A 17,582-nucleotide genomic window follows, 5' to 3' on the forward strand; every position below is an offset into this window, starting at 1 on the left:
CCCGGCAATTCTCGTGTTTCATCCTGGTTAATAGCAAATTCCTTCCTCTTTTCATTTTCATCGGGTTGGCCCCTGTGCACTGGGGCCTTTTTTATGGCAGAGCTGCCCCCCGGATAGTTAAGGCGCGATTGACGTTTCATGCCTCTGGAGCTGGAAAACAATGCCCCCGAATATTCTTCGGGGGCATTGACAGAATTGGCGTTGGCCTCATGCTGTTTTTTAGCGGCAGCGCGTTGTTAACAGCAACGGCTGCGAGTAGGTAGAAAGCAGCTCTACACGCCCAGGCATCGGCCCCAAGCAACAACATAGCCGACATCGGGAAGAGCGCAACCCCTCGCAACCCAGCTAGAAGCAATGGCTATCGCACGGAGGTCCGATTAGTTCGCGCCCGGTGACAATCCGGGGCTATCCGTAGGACGCGGGTGGCGGCCTTGAACCGTGGAGGAATACGTCCACATCCGGCAGCATGGCTTCTGCGTCGCGGAGGTTCCAAGGCATGGGTTCCCTAGCTGGTCTTGGATTGTGTGCCCCGTCTCGGGTTGGCCATGTATGCGAAGGGCAAGATTGGATAGCGTCAGGCGACAGCCTGATCACGGGTCAAAGCCCATGGGAGAGACGCCAGTGAATGCTGGTGGCAGGACCCCAGCCCCGGCGCCATGTCAGGCGTGAACCTGCCGTAGCTGTGCATTGACAGTGATCACAGCGCCGACGATGGTCCTCTGCCCAGGCAAGAGTAGACCGACCCGGCAAAGGTCCCCAGACTCGCTTATTGTGGGTCGGGGGAGACTTTGCCTCGGTCGGTCGGCGGTTAGAAGCAAAGACCGAGGCAAAACAGCGGGCCCATAGTGTCCTGAGTCAGCAGGAGGATGTGTCCTGAATTAGATGCCGGAGGTGGCCTTGTCGGTAAAAGAGCACTTGGAGTTCTTCAGCAGAAAAACGGAGCGCGCCGAGAATTTTCGGGCGCCGGTGAATTTTTCAATGCTGGTTCAAAGAGACATCAGATCTGACCCCAAGGAAGGAAGAAGCGTCGCCCTACCTTCAGGGCGCGAATTCGGGCTTGCCAGTCACTGATCTGCTTTATGAAGGTATCGACGGGATACGCCGAGTGCTTGCATGCTGCTATTGAATTTAGAAGCTCATTGTTAACTTCCATCAAAGAAACTCCGGCGCGCTTGTGCTTGAGAAGGAAGAGCTCGGATGCTATCAGGTGAAGCTCTTCACTCTTATCTGAACTGATGATCTGTGTGTTACTGGCATCGCCCATGTAGTTGATTGATCGAATAGCTCGAAGTGCCTCGTATTTCAGCGCATTGAACTTTGAGAGCTTGGCCATCAGCAAGCCCGAGTAGTATCCAGCGGCCGTGCCGGGAATCAATGCCATCAGGAGGTCGTAGGCGAGGCTTGCCATTAGGGTCTTCCTTGCTGGCACCTAGGCATAGCGTAGGAAGTCGCCAGGCCGTTCGGTGCGCGTCACTTGACCATGGCGATGATTTGAAGCGCTGACAGGTCCTTGTAGGCTGTCTTTTTCCTTGCGTTGCTGGGCCAGTCGTGAAGCCCACTAAGAAACGCACGCACATGCGTCTGGCTCAGCTGCGACATTGGAACATCTGGGCCAGCAATTTCCTTGAAGATTGTCAGCGTATTTTCGCTGTCCAGCAGGTTGCCGCTAGAGGTCTTCGCATTCCTCAGATCCTGCAGATACAAGTCAATTCGCGTAGCGAGGCTGTCGTTTGGGACTGGCTCGATGATCGAGGGCAGTGCGGCGCCGCGAGTTGCAAATTGGGTGGAGGACAAGCCATTGATGGTGTGGAGCAGTGCTTGGGCATCATCCTGGCCATTGACCTGGAGGTCAGTCAGTTTGGTGCCGTTGGGCAGCTCGATGTTGCCGGTCCAGCGGTCAATGGTTCCGGCCAACGCTCTCAGCAGGGCGTCCCGATCCTTCTCGGTCATTGGACTGCGTCTCATGCGGTCGAATGCCTGAGAGAGTGCCACAGCGGCGCTCGCCGCTGTAAGCCGCATCAGATCGATTGAAGCAGGGGGCAGGCGTCGCACCAGATAACGGGAGCCGACAAGAGGCTGCAGATCCGTAGGCACAAAAAAACGGACGTATAGCCCGCTCGGTCTGCGCAGAAAAAATGGCTTTGGCACGGAGTGATACCTACTTTGATACCTGCAGACAGGCTCAGTTCGTGTATCACTCCGATGCCAAAACCCTTGCAAAATCAGCCACTTAGTGATAGATTTTGCAAGCAGTTGGTGGAGGTGGGCGGAATTGAACCGCCGTCCGAAGGCACTCCATCCCCAGCACTACATGCTTAGCTCACCGTTGGATCTCGTCCCCGAACAGCACGGTGCGCAAAGCGCATCCGGGAACCAGCCTGTTGTGTTCTAGTGCCGGACTGACAGGCAGCCACCCAGCGCGATTCCATGATAGTGACTCTACACCGCGAGCATGGACACAAGCGGTTTCGAGGCTTAGGCCTTAAGCGGCCAGAGCGTAGTTGTCGTCGTTGGCAACTAGAGTTTTGCAGCTGGATTTACGAGGAAAGCTACCCCCTCGGCATGCGCCAGGCGACTTCACAACCCCCGTCGAAACCAATGCACCCCCGGTTTCTACAGCGCTGCAAGGTACAGGGCCATTCCCGTGTCGCCACGGTCGGGGCCTGCCCAACGGTTGCAATGCTACGGTAAAACAGCTGAACAGTCACCCCGGCAATCCGCAGTAAGTCGTAGAGCCACCGCCATAGCGGATTGGTAACGTCATTGGCACGAATTTGCGACACACTGGCGACGACCATCCGGGCCAGGACAGACACGGAGACTGTGGGTGACCGATGCAAGCCAACAACGCAGCCTGCGACAGCTGATCGGGCCGGTCGGTGCCGACTACCAGCGGCGTGCGCTGCCGCCCGGCTGGGTCTGGGCGGTGCTGGCGGTGCTGCTGGCGGCCACGTGGCTGACCGAGCTGCCGGCCACCGCCGCCGCCGCGTTGGTGGCCAGCGCGGTGGTGGTGCATTGGTCGCAGCGCGGCCGCATCCATTGGCTGGGGTGGCGCCTGCCGGGTCTGGCGGTGCTGGCGGCCCTGCTATGGGGGCCGGAAGTGCTGTCGCAGTGGTTCGAGCACGGATTGGCCGTGGTCCTGATGTCGCTGGCCAGTCTCAGTATCGGTGTGCACGTCTGGCAGTCGCGGCAGATGGCCCGACAGCTGCAGGGCGCGGCGGATTCGCTGGATGACGCCCAGTTGCTGGCGCTGCTGCCGGCCGATGCGGCCGAACTGGCCCGGAAGTGGCGGGCGGGCGATGACCGTTATGCGCCGGAACTGGCGGTGGTGATGCACCTGGCAGTGATGCACGCGGCGCTGGCGCCGCGGATGCGCAGGCAGGGCATGCTGGCGGGGTGACCTGCCTTTTGTAGCGTCGAGCCATGCTCGACTGCTTTTCTTACCGAAGCCGAGCATGGCTCGGCTCTACAGAAAGCCAAGGCAGTCGAGCATGGCTCGACTCTACATGGTCGTGTGCAGCCGCCTTATGCGTCGCGGTTCCCGCGACGCATCACACGCTGTTTCTCGATCGCCCAGTCGCGGTCCTTGGCGGCATCGCGCTTGTCGTGGGTCTGCTTGCCCTTGGCCAGCGCGACTTCGAGCTTGATCTTGTTCTTGCTCCAGTACATCGCCGTCGGCACGATCGTATAGCCATCGCGCTCGACCTTGCCGACCAGCTTGTCGATCTCGCTCCGGTGCAGCAGCAGTTTGCGCTCGCGCCGGTCATTGGCCACCACATGGGTCGAGGCCTGGATCAACGGGGTGATCTGCGCGCCGATCAGGAAGATCTCGCCGTGCTTCACATAGGCGTAGGCGTCGATGATGTTGCCGCGGCCAGCACGGATCGACTTCACCTCCCAGCCCTGCAGGGCCAGGCCGGCCTCGAAGCGCTCTTCGATGTGGTACTCGTGGCGGGCACGCTTGTTCAACGCGATGGTTTTGTTGGCCGTCGCGCTCTTTGCTTTATCCTTGCCGCTGTTCTTGCTCATTTCCGTATTGTCTCCGATTCGGGCCCGCCCGGTCGATTGCCGAAACGTCCTGTATTCATGCCTACTATCCGCCGCAGCGCCCTGGTCGAACATTCGGCCGCGCGCATGTTCGACCTGGTCAACGACGTCCAGGCCTATCCGCGCCGCTTCCGCTGGTGCTCGGCTGCCCAGATCCTGGAGCAGGGCGAGGACCGCCTGGTGGCGCGCCTGGACCTGGGCCTGGGTTCGTTCAGCACCTGGTTCCAGACGGAGAACACCCTGCAGCGCCCGCACAGCATCGATATGCAGCTGCGCGACGGCCCGTTCAAGCAGTTGCACGGTCGCTGGGAATTCCATGCGCTGGCCGAAGATGCCTGCAAGGTCACCCTCACCCTGGAATTCGAACCCAGCTCGCGCCTGCTCGGTCCGGCCCTGGCGATCGGCTTCCAGGGATTGGCCGATCGGATGGTCAATGATTTCGTCCGCGTCGCCGACGAGGCCTGAGCGATGATCGAGGTCGAGGTGGTGCTGGCCTGGCCGCAGCGGGTGCTGTCGTGCCGGCTGCAGCTGGACGAGGGCGCGACCGTGGCCGATGCCATTGCTGCTGCCGCGCTGGACGGCACTGCCGACTGCCCGGCGGTGGCCGTGCATGGCGTATTGGCACGTCCGCAGCAGGCCTTGTTGGATGGCGACCGTATCGAACTGCTACGCCCGTTGCTGGCCGACCCCAAGGACAACCGCCGGCGACGCGCGCTCGGCGGTTGATTCCCGCGACCCGTCCGCGAGGACGGGCAGGGGGCCTCAGCGGCCCTTCTTCTTCTTGTCCTTCGGCAGGTTGCGGCCGAACTGGCGCACGGTCTGCTGGGCCAGGGCCTTGTCGTTGCCCGGGAAGTAATCGCCTTCCCAGCGGGTCACGTTGTCATTGTCGAAGAACACGGTGAAGTTCTTCACCTCGGTACGGCCCAGGCGGTTCACGCGCTGGCTGGAGGTGTAGTCCCAGCGCTGGGCGTGGAACGGGTCTGGAATGGACGGGGTGCCCAGCAGCGCAGTGACCTGCTGCTTGCTCTGCCCGACCTGCAGCTTGGCCACGGCATCTTCCCGGATCAGGTTGCCCTGATAGATGGGTTGCTTGTAGATGATGCCGCACCCGGTGGTGGACAGGGCGACGGCGGCGACCAACAGGAGATTGCGCATCGGGACTGGCGGTTGGGGAAATCAAACCGATGATACACTCCCGGCGTGCCACCGCGACCCAATCCGAGGCAGCTGGCGCTAAATCGCCAATGAACGGAGACCTATGGAAACCCACGACCTGCGTAAAGTCGGCCTGAAGGTGACCCATCCGCGGATGCGGATCCTGGCGCTGCTCGAGCAGCGCAATGCCCAGCACCACATGACCGCCGAAGACATCTACCGCCAGCTGCTGGAGCACGGCGACGAGATCGGCCTGGCCACGGTGTACCGGGTGCTGACCCAGTTCGAGGCCGCCGGCCTCGTGCTCAAGCACAATTTCGAAGGCGGCCAGGCCGTCTACGAGCTGGACCGTGGCGGCCACCACGACCACATGGTCGACGTGGACAGCGGCAAGATCATCGAGTTCGAAAGCCACGAGATCGAAGAGCTGCAGCGCAAGATCGCGGCCGACCACGGCTACGAGCTGGAAGAGCACTCGCTGGTGCTGTACGTGCGCAAGAAGCGCAAGTAAGCCGTTCCAGCCAGCTGGATGCGACGAAACCCCGGGCTTGCCCGGGGTTTTTCATTGGGTGGGGTCAGAGCCCTTTCCCCTGGGAAAGGGCTCTGACCCCAGGGGTTTCGGATGCACCCAGCAACACCTCCAGATCCACCGCCTCGGCCATCGCCCGGTTGCCCGCATCGCCCGGGTGCAGGTGGTCGCCTGAATCGTAGGCGGCAGCCATCCGTGACGGGTCGGACGGGTCACGCAGCGCCGCATCCAGGTCGATCACCGCATCGAACGGGCTGTCGCTGCGCAGCCAGGCATTGAGCTGTTGGCGCAGTGCTTCCTTCTCCGGCTGGTAGTAGTCGTCCAGCGGCGTGCCGGGCAGGGCGCCGGCGAACGGCGTCAGGGTGGCACCGAGGATGCGTAGACCCCGTCGATGGGCCTGTTCGGCCAGGGTGCGATACCCCGCCTGCAGTTCGGCCAGCGTGGGCCGGGCCTGGTTCCGGGCGAAGGCGGTGCCGGGCCAGCTGATGTCATTGATGCCGATCAGCACGACTACGCTGACCACGCCTGGTTGATCCAGCACGTCACGCCGGAAGCGGGCCAGGGCGGATTCGCCCATGCCATCGCGCAGCAGCCGCCCCCCGGAAATACCGGCGTTGACCACGGCTACACCGCGCGGAGCCAGGCGTACGGCCAGGTGGTCGGTCCAGCGCTGGTCCTGATCGAGGCTGGCGGTGGCGCCATCGGTAATCGAGTCGCCGATCACCACCACGCTGCGTGCGCTGTGGGCGGCCTCGACCTCGATCCCGGTCAGCAACAGGCGGGTGGTAGTGGAACTGGCCCCCTGCAGGTCGCGTGCCCGGGTCTGGTCAGCGCCGGCGATCCAGCTGGTCTGGCGGCCCTCCCAATGGAAGGTCTGCAGTGGCGTCGGCCTCGGCACAAAGACACTGACCTGCAACGCCTGGCGGTCTTCCGTGGCCAGTGGCAGCGGATCGCTCAGCCGTTCCTGACCGGGCTCGATCGATACGCCGGGCTGGCCGTCGAAACTGAGCGGCTGCGGGGTGGCACCCGCGTGTGCGGCCACGCTGGCCGCCCCGATCCGCAGCGGCTGGGTGCCGTAGGCATTGCTCAGCCGCACCCGCAGCCGGGGCCCGCCCAGGCTGATGCGCGCGGTCTGCCGGAACGTCTGGTCCTGCAGCGTGGCCGGGACCAGGGTCGGGAACAGGAATTCGGCGCCCCAGACAGGTTGCGGGCTGGCCTGCCAGCTGGCGACCCAGTGCGGGGCCGGGGCGGCGCTGGCTGCGCTGGACAGGACGATCAATGCGGTGGTGGTGAGCTGGTTGAAGCGGTTCATCGGGCAATCCCGGGAGGAGGGAGCGCCATGGTGATTTCCCGCTCATCTGTGAACTAGACTGCGCATGGATAATCATCTATGAATCGGATTCATCATCATGGCGCGGCCTGACATCAACCGATCCGGCGAACTGGAAGTGTTCGTGCGGGTGATCGAGACCGGTGGCTTCTCCGCCGCCGCACGCACCCTGGACATGACGCCATCAGCGGTGAGCAAGCTGGTGGCCCGGCTGGAGCAGCGGCTGGGTACGCGCCTGCTGCAACGCTCCACCCGCCAGCTGCAGCTGACCCCGGAAGGCTGCGCGTTCTACGAGCGCGGCCTGCGCGTGCTGGCCGACCTGGAAGAGGCCGAGCGCTGTGCCAGCGCCCATGCCGAGCCGCGCGGACGGCTGCGGGTCAACTCCAACGTGCCGTTCGGCCAGCACTTCCTGTTGCCGCTGCTGCCGGCATTCCTGGAGCGCAATCCGCAGGTGGGGGTGGATCTGACCTTGAACGACGAGGTGATCGACCTGCTTGAGCAGCGCACCGACGTGGCGGTGCGGGCCGGCCCGCTGAAGAGCTCCAGCCTGGTGGCGCGACGGCTGGGCGCGACGCGGATGATGATCGTGGCCGCGCCGGCCTATGCGCAGCGGCACGGCCTGCCGCGCAACGCCGAGGAGCTGCAGTCGCACAACCGGCTGGACATCGGCCACGCACGTGCGATGCAGGGTTGGCCGCTGTTGCAGGACGGTCGCGAACGCATGCTGCTGCCCAGTGGCAATGCTCGCGCCAGCAACGGCGATGCGCTGCGCCAGCTGGTGCTGGGTGGGCTGGGCATGGCGCGGCTGGCGACCTACCAGGTGCAGGAGGACATCGCTGCCGGGCGCCTGTTGCCGGTGCTGGAAGACGCCAACCCCGGTGACCTGGAAGAGGTGCATGCGGTGTTCCTGGGGCAGGGCGGCTACCTGCCGCTGCGGGTGCGCGCCTTCCTTGATTTTCTGGTGGAAACGGTGGATCTGGCGCGGCCACAGGGGGTAGTGCCGGCCGCTGGCCGGCAACCTCATGATCTTCGTTCACCTGTGTTGCGTTGCCGGCCAGCGGCCGGTACTACCTCGCGCGTTGTAGATCCACGCCATGCGTGGATAACCGCGAACAGGCCTCAGACCTGCAGCAGCTTGCGTGCGGCGGCGCGCGCTTCCTTGCTCACTTCCACGCCGCCGAGCATGCGCGCCAGTTCTTCCTCGCGTGCCTTGCTGTCCAGCTTCTCCACTGCGCTCTGGGTCATGCCGTCCACCGGCGCCTTGCTGACCCGGTAGTGGGCATGGCCCTTGGAGGCGACCTGCGGCAGGTGTGTCACGCACAGCACCTGGCGCTTCTCGCCAAGGGCGCGCAGCTTCTGGCCGACGATGTCCGCCACCGCGCCACCGATGCCGGAGTCGACTTCGTCGAACACCATGGTCGGTACTGCATCCAGGTCCAGCGCGGCCACTTCGATGGCCAGCGAGATGCGCGACAGTTCGCCGCCCGAGGCGACCTTGCGCAGGGCGCGCGGCGGCTGGCCGGCGTTGGCCGCGACGAGGAATTCCACGCGTTCGGCACCCTGCGGATCGGGCTTGCCGGCGTCCTGCGGTTCCAGCTCGATCAGGAACTGGCCGCCGCCCATGCCGAGCTCGGCGATGATGCCGGTGGTGGTGGCCGACAGTTCGGCAGCGGCGCTGCGACGGCTGGCGGTCAGCACCTCGGCCTGTACGCGCCAGGCGGCGGCGGCCTTGTCGATCTCGCCGGCCAGGCGCTGCAGGCGTTCGTCGGCGCCGCGCAGCTGTTCCACTTCGGCATGCATGCGCTCGCGCTGCGCGCCCAGCTCGTCCATCGGCACGCGGTGCTTGCGGGCCAGGTCGTGCAGGCGGCCGAGGCGACGCTCGTTCTCCTCGAACTGCTCCGGGTCGGCATCAAGGTCGTCGTGCACCCGGTCCAGCAGCGACAGGGCTTCGTGCAGCTGGATGGAGGCATTCTCGATCAGGCCGTCCACCTCGCCCAGGCGCGGGTCGTGTTCGATCAGGCGCGACAGCTCATGGCGCACCTGCTGCAGCAGGTCCAGCGCGGAACTGCCGTCGTCGCCATTGAGCTGGTTGCTGGCCGCCTGGCAGGCGCTCAGCAGGGCGCTGGCGTGGGCCTGGCGGCGGTGGCTGGCGCCGAGCGCGGCGATCGACTCCGGTTCCAGGTCCTCGCGGTCCAGTTCGCGCAGCTGGTGCTCCAGGAAGCCGATCCGGTCACTGACGTCGCCCTGTTGCGACAGCGCCAGTGATTCGTCGACCAGGGCCTGCCAGGCCGCAGCGGCGCGACGCACCTGGCGGCGCTCGTTCTCGTTGCCGGCATAAGCATCCAGCAGGGCCAGCTGCGACGGGCGCGTCAGCAGGGCCTGCTGTTCGTGCTGGCCGTGGATCTCCACCAGCAGCGAGGCCAGGTCGCCCAGCTGGGCCAGGGTCACCGGGCGGCCATTGATCCACGCCCGCGAACCGCCATCGGCGCGGATCACGCGGCGCAGCTGGCACTGTTCCTCGTCGTCCAGCTCGTTGTCGGCCAGCCACTGGCGCGCGGCCTGCAGCTGGTCCAGCGCGAATTCGGCGGAAAGCTCGGCGCGCGCGGCGCCATGGCGGACCACGCCGCTGTCGGCGCGCAGGCCGGACAGGAAGCCCAGCGCGTCGACCATCAGCGACTTGCCGGCGCCGGTCTCGCCTGAAACCACGGTCATGCCTGGCCCGAACTCCAGTTCGGTGGCGCGGACGACGGCGAAATCCTTGATCGAAAGATGTCTGAGCATGGGTAAGGGGGTATCAGCAGCCGCGCAACGCTAGCACGCGGGCGAGGGAGGTCCAATGACTTGCCAAGGTGATGCGCCGCCATTATCTAGTGTCCGTGTCTCACAGGTTGATTCCATGCACGGTTCTCCCGACCAGCTTGCCCCGCGTGCGCGCCATCTGCTGCGCACGCTGATCGCGCGTTACATCCAGGACGGTGAGCCGGTCGGCTCGCAGACGCTGGCGCGCGTGGCTGGCCTGGAGGTCAGCCCGGCCACCATCCGCAACATCCTCGGCGACCTGGAAGACCTGGGGCTGCTGGCCTCGCCGCACACCTCGGCCGGGCGCATCCCGACCGCGCATGGTTACCGGGTATTCGTCGACAGCCTGCTGCAGATGCAGCCGCCGGGCGAGGGCGAGCTGGCCCGGTTGCGCCAGGAACTGGCCGGCGGCGGCAGCACCCAGGCCCTGCTCGGCAGCGCCTCGGAGCTGCTGTCGGCGATGAGCCATTTCGTCGGCGTGGTCAGCGCGCCGCGGCGCGAGCAGTTCGCGTTCCGCCAGATCGATTTCGTGGCGCTGGACGGGCGCCGGGTGCTGGCGATCCTGGTGTTTGCCGACAACGAGGTGCAGAACCGCGTCATCGAGACCCGCCAGGAGTTCGCGCCAGGCCAGCTGGAGCAGGTCGCCAACTACCTCAATGCCCATTTCGCTGGCCTGCCGATGGCCGAGATCCGCACCCGTCTGCTGCTGGAGCTGCGTGATGCCCGTTCGGAACTGGAGCAGTTGCTGGCACACAGCATCGAACTGGCCGAGCAGGCCCTGCAGCCGGCCGCTGACGACATGCTGGTGGCCGGCCAGACCCGCTTGATGGGGGTGCAGGACCTGTCCGACCTGGAGCGCCTGCGCGAGCTGTTCGAGCTGTTCTCCAGCAAGCGCGAGATCCTGCAGCTGCTGGAACGGACCATCCAGGCCCCGGGCGTGCGCATCTTCATCGGCGAGGAGACCGGGATGATGCCGCTGCAGGGGGTCTCGCTGGTCACCGCCCCGTACACCGCCAATGGCCAGGTACTGGGCGTGCTGGGCGTGATCGGCCCCAAGCGGATGGCCTACGACCGCATGATTCCGCTGGTCCAGGCCACCGCCGATGTGCTCGGCGCGGCCTTTTCACCGGCCGGGCGCACTCCCGGAACATCCGACGCTTGAAACGCAGCATCCCGCCCACACTAGGGTGGGTGGAGGCGGAGATTGACCGCCAGGGACCCAGACATGAACCACGAACATCCAGATATCGAATCCCAGCAGACGGCCGCCGATGCGGCCGCCGCCGCCAGCGTCAACGACGAAGTGGAGCGCCTGCGCGCCGAAGTCGAGCAGATCAAGGCCGATGCGCTGCGTGAGCGCGCCGACCTCGAGAACCAGCGCAAGCGCGTTGCCCGTGACATCGAGCAGGCCCGCAAGTTCGCCAACGAGAAGCTGCTGGGCGAGCTGCTGCCGGTGTTCGACAGCCTGGATGCCGGCCTGAAGGCCGCGGGCGACGACCCGCATCCGCTGCGCGAAGGCCTGGAGCTGACCTACAAGCAGCTGCTGAAGGTCGCCGCCGACAATGGCCTGGTCCTGCTGGACCCGATCGGCCAGCCGTTCAACCCGGAACACCACCAGGCGATCAGCCAGGTGCCGACCCCGGGCGCCGCCCCGGGCAGCGTGGTGACCGTGTTCCAGAAGGGCTACCTGCTCAACGAGCGCCTGCTGCGGCCGGCGCTGGTGGTGGTGGCCGCCGATTGATCGGCCGGGCCGGGCGATGCCCGGTCCCGGTCGTGCCAGGCCATGCCTGGCAAGGTTTTCCAGGCGCTGAACACAGCGTTCGGGAGATGGCTTGAATGTTCCACGAGCCTCCCCCACATCGTATTCATCCACCGGCCGAGCGGCCGGACTGACCCCAACAAGCATCCTCAGGAGTCTCCCCCATGGGCAAGATCATTGGTATCGACCTCGGCACCACCAACTCGTGCGTGGCGATCATGGACGGCGGCAAGGCCCGCGTCATCGAGAATTCGGAAGGCGATCGCACCACCCCGTCGATCGTCGCCTACACCAAGGACGGCGAAGTCCTGGTCGGCGCCTCGGCCAAGCGCCAGGCCGTGACCAACCCGAAGAACACCTTCTATGCGGTGAAGCGCCTGATCGGCCGCAAGTTCACCGACGCCGAAGTGCAGAAGGACATCGCCCACGTCCCGTACAGCATCCTGGCCCATGACAATGGCGACGCCTGGGTGGCCACCAGCGACGGCAAGAAGATGGCCCCGCAGGAAATCTCGGCCAAGGTGCTGGAGAAGATGAAGAAGACCGCCGAGGACTTCCTCGGTGAGAAGGTCACCGAAGCGGTCATCACCGTGCCGGCCTACTTCAACGACAGCCAGCGCCAGGCGACCAAGGACGCCGGCCGCATCGCCGGCCTGGACGTCAAGCGCATCATCAACGAGCCGACCGCGGCTGCGCTGGCCTATGGCCTGGACAAGGGTGACAACAAGGATCGCAAGATCGTGGTGTACGACCTGGGCGGCGGCACCTTCGACGTCTCGGTGATCGAGATCGCCAACGTCGACGGCGAGAAGCAGTTCGAAGTGCTGGCCACCAACGGCGACACCTTCCTGGGCGGCGAAGACTTCGACAACCGCGTCATCGAGTACCTGGTTGAAGAGTTCAACAAGGACCAGGGCATCGACCTGCGCAAGGATCCGCTGGCCCTGCAGCGCCTGAAGGACGCCGCCGAGCGCGCCAAGATCGAGCTGTCCAGCGCCCAGCAGACCGAAGTGAACCTGCCGTACGTCACTGCCGATGCTTCGGGTCCGAAGCACCTGAACATCAAGCTGACCCGCGCCAAGCTGGAAGCGCTGGTGGAAGACCTGATCAAGAAGTCGATCGAGCCGTGCCGCGTCGCTCTGAATGATGCCGGCCTGCGTTCGAGCGACATCAGCGAAGTGATCCTGGTCGGTGGCCAGACCCGCATGCCGAAGGTGCAGCAGGCGGTGACCGAGTTCTTCGGCAAGGAACCGCGCAAGGACGTCAACCCGGACGAAGCCGTGGCACTGGGTGCTGCGATCCAGGGCGGCGTGCTGGGCGGCGACGTCAAGGACGTGCTGCTGCTGGACGTGACCCCGCTGTCGCTGGGCATCGAGACCATGGGTGGCGTGTTCACCAAGATCATCGAGAAGAACACCACCATCCCGACCAAGGCTTCGCAGGTGTTCTCCACCGCCGAGGACAACCAGTCGGCCGTGACCGTGCACGTGCTGCAGGGTGAGCGCGAACAGGCCCGCTTCAACAAGTCGCTGGCCAAGTTCGACCTGTCCGGCATCGAACCGGCCCCGCGTGGCCTGCCGCAGGTGGAAGTGTCCTTCGACATCGACGCCAACGGCATCCTGCACGTGTCGGCCAAGGACAAGAAGACCAACAAGGAACAGAAGGTCGAGATCAAGGCCGGTTCGGGCCTGTCCGAGGAAGAGATCGCGCGCATGGTCGCCGACGCGGAAGCCAACCGCGAAGAAGACAAGAAGTTCCAGGAGCTGGTGCAGGCCCGCAACCAGGCCGACGCCCTGATCCACGGCACCCGTAGCGCCATCACCGAGCACGGCAGCAAGGTCGGCGGCGAAGTGATCGGCAAGGTCGAGGCGGCGCTGGCCGACCTGGAAACCGCGATGAAGGGTGACGACAAGGCGCAGATCGAAGCCAAGTCGAAGGCACTGGAAGAAGCCGGCCAGTCGCTGTTCGCGGCCGCTTCGGCCGACCAGGGCGGTGCCGCCCCGGGTGCCGACGCCGGCAATGCGGGCAAGCCGCAGGATGACGTGGTGGACGCCGAGTTCACCGAAGTCAAGGACGACAAGAAGTCCTGATCCGGACCGACACGGGACGCTGGCCATCAGCGTCCCGTTGTCGCATCAGGGTCCTGACCGCCCACCGGCGTGTCGGGGCGCCCGACGCAAGAGCGGACCTGGTTCCGCTCTTCCGCTTTGACGAATCCCGACTTTCCGGAACCCGATTCACGATATGAGCAAGCGCGATTACTACGAAGTGCTGGGCGTTGCCCGCACCGCCACCGACGACGAGCTGAAGAAGGCCTACCGTCGCTGCGCGATGAAGTTCCACCCGGACCGCAACCCGGGTGATGCGGCGGCCGAAGCCTCCTTCAAGGAGTGCAAGGAAGCCTACGAAGTGCTGTCCGACGGCAACAAGCGCCGCATGTACGACAGCCACGGCCACGCCGCGTTCGAGCACGGCATGGGCGGTGGCGGTCCGGGCGGCCCGGACATGAACGATATCTTTGGCGATATCTTCGGCAACATCTTTGGCGGTGGTGGCGGTGGTCCGCGCCAGGCCCGTCGCGGCGCCGACATCGGCTACGTGATGGAACTGGACCTGGAAGAGGCCGTGCGCGGCGTCGAGCGCCGGATCGAGATCCCGACCCTGGCCGAGTGCGGCGACTGCGATGGCAGTGGCTCCGAAGACGGCAAGGTCGAGACCTGCAACGTGTGCCATGGCCGCGGCCAGGTGCGCATCCAGCGCGGCATCTTCGCCATGCAGCAGGCCTGCCACAACTGCGGCGGCCGCGGCCAGATCATCGCCAAGCCCTGCAAGACCTGCCACGGCAATGGCCGTGTCGAGGAAGACAAGGTGCTGTCGGTGAAGGTGCCGGCGGGCGTCGATACCGGCGATCGCATCCGCCTGCAGGGCGAGGGCGAGGCCGGCCCGGCCGGTACGCCGCCGGGTGACCTGTACGTGGAAGTGCGCGTGCGCGAGCATGCGATCTTCCAGCGCGATGGCGACGACCTGCACTGCGAAGTGCCGATCCGCATCTCGCAGGCGGCGCTGGGTGACACCGTGCGCGTGGCGACCCTCGGCGGCGAAGCGGAAATCCGCATCCCGGCCGAGACCCAGACCGGCAAGCTGTTCCGCCTGCGTGGCAAGGGCGTACGTTCGGTGCGCAGCCGCAGCGAGGGCGACCTGTACTGCCGTGTGGTGGTGGAGACCCCGGTCAACCTCACCAACGAACAGCGCAAGCTGCTGGAGCAGTTCGAAGCCACCTTCGTCGGTGAGGAAGCGCGCAAGCATTCGCCGAAGTCGGCCACTTTCATGGATGGCGTGAAGGGCTTCTGGGACCGGATGACGTCCTGAGTTTTTCGACGGAAGCGATGAACGATAGCGCCGGGCCATGCCCGGCGTTGTCGTTTGTGGTGCAGTAGATCCAGGCCATGCGTGGATGCCGTTCAAAGGATCAGCGGAAGAACGCCGCTGGCGTCTGCCCCAGCTGCCGCTTGAACATGCTGGTGAACGCGCTGGGGCTGTCGTAACCCATCGCCAGCGCGACATCGATGACTTTGTCGCCGACCGCCAGTCGCTCCAGGGCGGCCAGCAGCCGCGCCTGCTGCCGCCACTGCCCGAAGGTCATGCCCAGTTCGCTGGCGAAATGACGCTGGATGGTTTTCACGTCCACCTGCAGCGCCTGCGCCCAGTCCTGCAGGGTGGCGTCGTCGCCGGGATGCTTCTGGATGTGCTGGCAGATCCGCTGCAGGCGCGGGTCGGTGGGCGAGGGCAGGTGCAGCGGCAGCACGTCCATGCGGTGCAGCTCGTCCAGCAGCAGGCGCACCACGCGGCCATCCCGGCTGTCCTCTTCGTGTGCGCTCTCGATCAGGCTGGCGGCCAGCAGCAGTTCGCGCAGCAGCGGCGCCACCTGCACCGCGAACGCTTCGTCCGGTAGATGGGGCGCGAAATCCGGCTCCACGTACAGGCTGCGCATGTGTACTTCGGCAATGCAGTCCACCGCATGCGCCATGCCGGCCGGCACCCAGATCGCGCGGGTCGAGGGTACGACCCAGCGGCCGCCATCCGCACGCACCACCATCAGTCCGGACATGGCGAACACCAGCTGGTGACGGCGATGCCGGTGGGGCGCGATGTGGGTGCCGGGTTTGTAGTGGCGGGCGCGGCAGGTCACCGGACGGTGCACCGGAACCTCGTTCCACGGCGCAGTCTCGCGGACCGGGCAGGGAGTGTCCTTTTTGCGATATGCCATGACCCGAACGCGGCAGAAGGGAGGAGGAGCCCACCGTAGCATGCGTGGCTCGCCCCCAACCTGACTGTGTCCATGTCGACCCTGGCTTCTCCCGCAACGACCTCACGCCCGGTGGCCCCCGGCGTGCTGGCCGCCATCTCCACCTCGCATGTCGTCAACGACATGATGCAGTCGCTGATCCTGGCCATCTATCCGGTGATCAAGGGCGGTTTCAATCTCAGCTTCACCCAGATCGGCCTGATCACGCTGACCTACCAGCTTACCGCCTCGATCTTCCAGCCCTTGATCGGCATGGCCACCGACCGTCGCCCAGCCCCGTACTCGCTGCCGATCGGCATGGCCTCGACCCTGTGCGGCATGCTGCTGCTCGGCTTCGCACCGAACTACGCGGTGGTGCTGATGGCGGCGGCGATGGTCGGCATTGGCTCGGCCATCTTCCATCCGGAAGCCTCGCGCATCGCGCGACTGGCCTCGGGCGGCCGTCACGGCTTCGCGCAGTCGGTGTTCCAGGTGGGTGGCAATTTCGGAACAGCGCTTGGCCCGTTGATCGCCGCCGCAGTGATCGTGCCGTATGGCCAGCACGCTGCATCGTGGTTTGCCGGTGCTGCCCTGATCGGCATCGCATTGCTGACCTATGTCGGTCGCTGGTACGCGTTGCATCTGGGTACGCCTCGACCGGTCAGCACGGCTGCGATGGCGCCGCGGCATCCGCCGCGCACCGTGGCCAAGGTACTGGCGATCCTGCTGGTGCTGATCTTCAGCAAGTACTTCTACATGGCCAGCATCGGCAGCTACTTCACCTTCTACCTGATCCACCACTTCGGCATCCCGGTGGCGCAGGCCCAGCTGCATCTGTTCGCGTTCCTGGTAGCGTCCGCCGCCGGCGGCTTCCTTGGTGGCCCGCTGGGTGACCGCATCGGCCGCAAGCCGATCATCTGGACCTCGATCCTGGGCGTGGCCCCGTTCGCGTTGATGCTGCCGCATGCCGATCTGCTGTGGACGACCGTGCTGGCGGTGCTGATCGGCTTCGTGCTGTCGTCGGCGTTCTCGGCGATCGTGGTGTACGCGCAGGAGATGATGCCGCACCGCATCGGCATGGTGTCCGGCCTGTTCTTTGGTTTCGCATTCGGCATGGGCGGGCTGGGCGCTGCTGTGCTGGGCCTGCTGGCGGACAAGACCAGCATCGAGTACGTCTACCAGTTGACCGCGTTCCTGCCGCTGCTCGGCATCGTGGCGGCCTGGCTGCCACCGTCGCGGCCTGCTGCTCACTGAGGGGGTTGGGTTTGCAGGGCTTGCAGCCCTGCACCCGCAGAGGCAACTTCAACGTCAACAGCAGAAGCGGGCTATCCGTGGGTTGGCGGGGTGGGTCCGGTTGCAGGGGACGCCGTAAACCCATCCCTGGGGGCTTGGCCGCGGCATCCATGCCGCGGACACCCCTGCAACCGGACCCACCCCGCCTTCGACAGTTTTCCGTGATCTGCCGGAACGGCTTACTGCTCTGGTAGGTGTCGACCTTGGTCGACACGGTAGATCCACGCCATGCGTGGATGACTCATTCGATGTCTGACAGATGTGTCGACCAAGGTCGACACCTACCAACAGCCGCGCGGAACAACAGCCGCAGTTACCAACAGCCGTGTGAACCTGTCGAAGGTGGGGCGGTGTCGGATTGCGGGGTGTCAGCGGCATGGATGCC

The 17,582-nt window shown here is 65.3% G+C and carries 16 protein-coding genes, 1 other RNA gene and 1 pseudogene; 10 read left to right on the top strand and 8 right to left on the bottom strand.

Features of this window, described 5'->3' with window-relative positions:
* Positions 1-997: 997 nt before the first annotated feature.
* From N5D91_RS18065 to ssrA, 3 genes are all read right to left on the bottom strand, one after another.
* Positions 998-1,408, bottom strand: a complete 411-nt coding sequence (locus N5D91_RS18065; RefSeq protein WP_153855106.1) for a hypothetical protein — start codon at positions 1,406-1,408, stop codon at positions 998-1,000.
* Between the two features lie 62 nt (positions 1,409-1,470).
* The gene (locus N5D91_RS18070) at positions 1,471-1,950 is read right to left on the bottom strand and encodes a hypothetical protein (protein WP_239496547.1); all 480 of its coding nucleotides are present in this window, start codon (positions 1,948-1,950) and stop codon (positions 1,471-1,473) included.
* Between the two features lie 304 nt (positions 1,951-2,254).
* Positions 2,255-2,608, bottom strand: a transfer-messenger RNA (tmRNA) gene (ssrA, locus tag N5D91_RS18075).
* A 219-nt stretch (positions 2,609-2,827) separates the two neighbouring features.
* Here ssrA and N5D91_RS18080 point away from each other — a divergent pair.
* Positions 2,828-3,400: a hypothetical protein gene (locus N5D91_RS18080; RefSeq protein ID WP_164162780.1), complete on the top strand. Its 573-nt coding sequence runs from the start codon at positions 2,828-2,830 to the stop codon at positions 3,398-3,400.
* A 125-nt stretch (positions 3,401-3,525) separates the two neighbouring features.
* Here N5D91_RS18080 and smpB read toward each other — a convergent pair whose 3' ends face one another.
* On the bottom strand, positions 3,526-4,029 hold the full coding sequence (gene smpB, locus N5D91_RS18085; RefSeq protein WP_005409231.1) for an SsrA-binding protein SmpB: 504 nt from the start codon (positions 4,027-4,029) through the stop codon (positions 3,526-3,528).
* A gap of 57 nt (positions 4,030-4,086) precedes the next feature.
* Between smpB and N5D91_RS18090 the strand changes: the two genes are divergently transcribed.
* Positions 4,087-4,512 (top strand): type II toxin-antitoxin system RatA family toxin, encoded by a 426-nt coding sequence (locus N5D91_RS18090; protein WP_087922269.1) that lies wholly within the window; start codon positions 4,087-4,089, stop codon positions 4,510-4,512.
* 3 nt (positions 4,513-4,515) lie between these two features.
* Complete coding sequence (locus N5D91_RS18095) at positions 4,516-4,773, top strand: RnfH family protein (protein WP_110711986.1); 258 nt, start codon at positions 4,516-4,518, stop codon at positions 4,771-4,773.
* Positions 4,774-4,809: 36 nt separating this feature from the next.
* Here the strand turns inward: N5D91_RS18095 and bamE are convergent, their stop codons facing one another.
* Positions 4,810-5,202 (bottom strand): outer membrane protein assembly factor BamE, encoded by a 393-nt coding sequence (gene bamE / locus N5D91_RS18100; protein ID WP_010484453.1) that lies wholly within the window; start codon positions 5,200-5,202, stop codon positions 4,810-4,812.
* A 103-nt stretch (positions 5,203-5,305) separates the two neighbouring features.
* Between bamE and fur the strand changes: the two genes are divergently transcribed.
* The gene (gene fur / locus N5D91_RS18105; protein WP_005409235.1) at positions 5,306-5,713 is read left to right on the top strand and encodes a ferric iron uptake transcriptional regulator; all 408 of its coding nucleotides are present in this window, start codon (positions 5,306-5,308) and stop codon (positions 5,711-5,713) included.
* A 64-nt stretch (positions 5,714-5,777) separates the two neighbouring features.
* On the opposite strand, the gene N5D91_RS18110 is transcribed toward fur, so the two are convergent.
* Entirely contained in the window at positions 5,778-7,043 is a 1,266-nt protein-coding gene (locus tag N5D91_RS18110; RefSeq protein ID WP_279907323.1) for an SGNH/GDSL hydrolase family protein, read from the bottom strand.
* 97 nt (positions 7,044-7,140) lie between these two features.
* Between N5D91_RS18110 and N5D91_RS18115 the strand changes: the two are divergent.
* A pseudogene (locus N5D91_RS18115) lies at positions 7,141-8,055 on the top strand (LysR family transcriptional regulator); the annotation flags it as partial.
* 125 nt (positions 8,056-8,180) lie between these two features.
* Here N5D91_RS18115 and recN read toward each other — a convergent pair.
* Positions 8,181-9,842 carry a DNA repair protein RecN gene (gene recN / locus N5D91_RS18120; protein ID WP_180854958.1) on the bottom strand — a complete coding sequence of 554 codons (1,662 nt, stop codon included), beginning with the start codon at positions 9,840-9,842 and terminating at the stop codon, positions 8,181-8,183.
* Between the two features lie 115 nt (positions 9,843-9,957).
* Between recN and hrcA the strand changes: the two genes are divergently transcribed.
* From hrcA to dnaJ, 4 genes are all read left to right on the top strand, one after another.
* Positions 9,958-11,022 (top strand): heat-inducible transcriptional repressor HrcA, encoded by a 1,065-nt coding sequence (hrcA, locus tag N5D91_RS18125; protein ID WP_008266321.1) that lies wholly within the window; start codon positions 9,958-9,960, stop codon positions 11,020-11,022.
* Between the two features lie 63 nt (positions 11,023-11,085).
* Positions 11,086-11,601, top strand: a complete 516-nt coding sequence (grpE, locus tag N5D91_RS18130) for a nucleotide exchange factor GrpE (RefSeq protein ID WP_180847157.1) — start codon at positions 11,086-11,088, stop codon at positions 11,599-11,601.
* Positions 11,602-11,783: 182 nt separating this feature from the next.
* A complete protein-coding gene (dnaK, locus tag N5D91_RS18135) occupies positions 11,784-13,709 on the top strand; it encodes a molecular chaperone DnaK (RefSeq protein ID WP_110711990.1) in 1,926 nt (641 codons plus the stop codon).
* 154 nt (positions 13,710-13,863) lie between these two features.
* Positions 13,864-14,988: a molecular chaperone DnaJ gene (dnaJ, locus tag N5D91_RS18140; protein WP_014036853.1), complete on the top strand. Its 1,125-nt coding sequence runs from the start codon at positions 13,864-13,866 to the stop codon at positions 14,986-14,988.
* A 100-nt stretch (positions 14,989-15,088) separates the two neighbouring features.
* Here the strand turns inward: dnaJ and N5D91_RS18145 are convergent, their stop codons facing one another.
* Positions 15,089-15,886 carry a helix-turn-helix transcriptional regulator gene (locus N5D91_RS18145; RefSeq protein ID WP_180854959.1) on the bottom strand — a complete coding sequence of 266 codons (798 nt, stop codon included), beginning with the start codon at positions 15,884-15,886 and terminating at the stop codon, positions 15,089-15,091.
* 72 nt (positions 15,887-15,958) lie between these two features.
* On the opposite strand from N5D91_RS18145, the gene N5D91_RS18150 reads away from it, so the two are divergent.
* Entirely contained in the window at positions 15,959-17,158 is a 1,200-nt protein-coding gene (locus N5D91_RS18150; protein WP_164162773.1) for an MFS transporter, read from the top strand.
* The last annotated feature ends 424 nt before the right edge of the window (positions 17,159-17,582 follow it).

The sequence above is a fragment of the Stenotrophomonas sp. GD03794 genome (genome assembly GCF_029842145.1).
In the GTDB taxonomy this organism is placed as follows: Bacteria; Pseudomonadota; Gammaproteobacteria; order Xanthomonadales; family Xanthomonadaceae; genus Stenotrophomonas; species Stenotrophomonas riyadhensis.

Bases quoted from the DNA above. Each gene is read 5' to 3' on its own strand.
- N5D91_RS18065 (WP_153855106.1), bottom strand. From the start codon at position 1,408: ATGGCAAGCCTCGCCTACGACCTCCTGATGGCATTGATTCCCGGCACG.
- N5D91_RS18070 (WP_239496547.1), bottom strand. From the start codon at position 1,950: ATGACCGAGAAGGATCGGGACGCCCTGCTGAGAGCGTTGGCCGGAACC.
- smpB (WP_005409231.1), bottom strand. From the start codon at position 4,029: ATGAGCAAGAACAGCGGCAAGGATAAAGCAAAGAGCGCGACGGCCAAC.
- N5D91_RS18090 (WP_087922269.1), top strand. From the start codon at position 4,087: ATGCCTACTATCCGCCGCAGCGCCCTGGTCGAACATTCGGCCGCGCGC.
- N5D91_RS18095 (WP_110711986.1), top strand. From the start codon at position 4,516: ATGATCGAGGTCGAGGTGGTGCTGGCCTGGCCGCAGCGGGTGCTGTCG.
- bamE (WP_010484453.1), bottom strand. From the start codon at position 5,202: ATGCGCAATCTCCTGTTGGTCGCCGCCGTCGCCCTGTCCACCACCGGG.
- fur (WP_005409235.1), top strand. From the start codon at position 5,306: ATGGAAACCCACGACCTGCGTAAAGTCGGCCTGAAGGTGACCCATCCG.
- N5D91_RS18110 (WP_279907323.1), bottom strand. From the start codon at position 7,043: ATGAACCGCTTCAACCAGCTCACCACCACCGCATTGATCGTCCTGTCC.
- recN (WP_180854958.1), bottom strand. From the start codon at position 9,842: ATGCTCAGACATCTTTCGATCAAGGATTTCGCCGTCGTCCGCGCCACC.
- hrcA (WP_008266321.1), top strand. From the start codon at position 9,958: ATGCACGGTTCTCCCGACCAGCTTGCCCCGCGTGCGCGCCATCTGCTG.
- grpE (WP_180847157.1), top strand. From the start codon at position 11,086: ATGAACCACGAACATCCAGATATCGAATCCCAGCAGACGGCCGCCGAT.
- dnaK (WP_110711990.1), top strand. From the start codon at position 11,784: ATGGGCAAGATCATTGGTATCGACCTCGGCACCACCAACTCGTGCGTG.
- dnaJ (WP_014036853.1), top strand. From the start codon at position 13,864: ATGAGCAAGCGCGATTACTACGAAGTGCTGGGCGTTGCCCGCACCGCC.
- N5D91_RS18145 (WP_180854959.1), bottom strand. From the start codon at position 15,886: ATGGCATATCGCAAAAAGGACACTCCCTGCCCGGTCCGCGAGACTGCG.
- N5D91_RS18150 (WP_164162773.1), top strand. From the start codon at position 15,959: ATGTCGACCCTGGCTTCTCCCGCAACGACCTCACGCCCGGTGGCCCCC.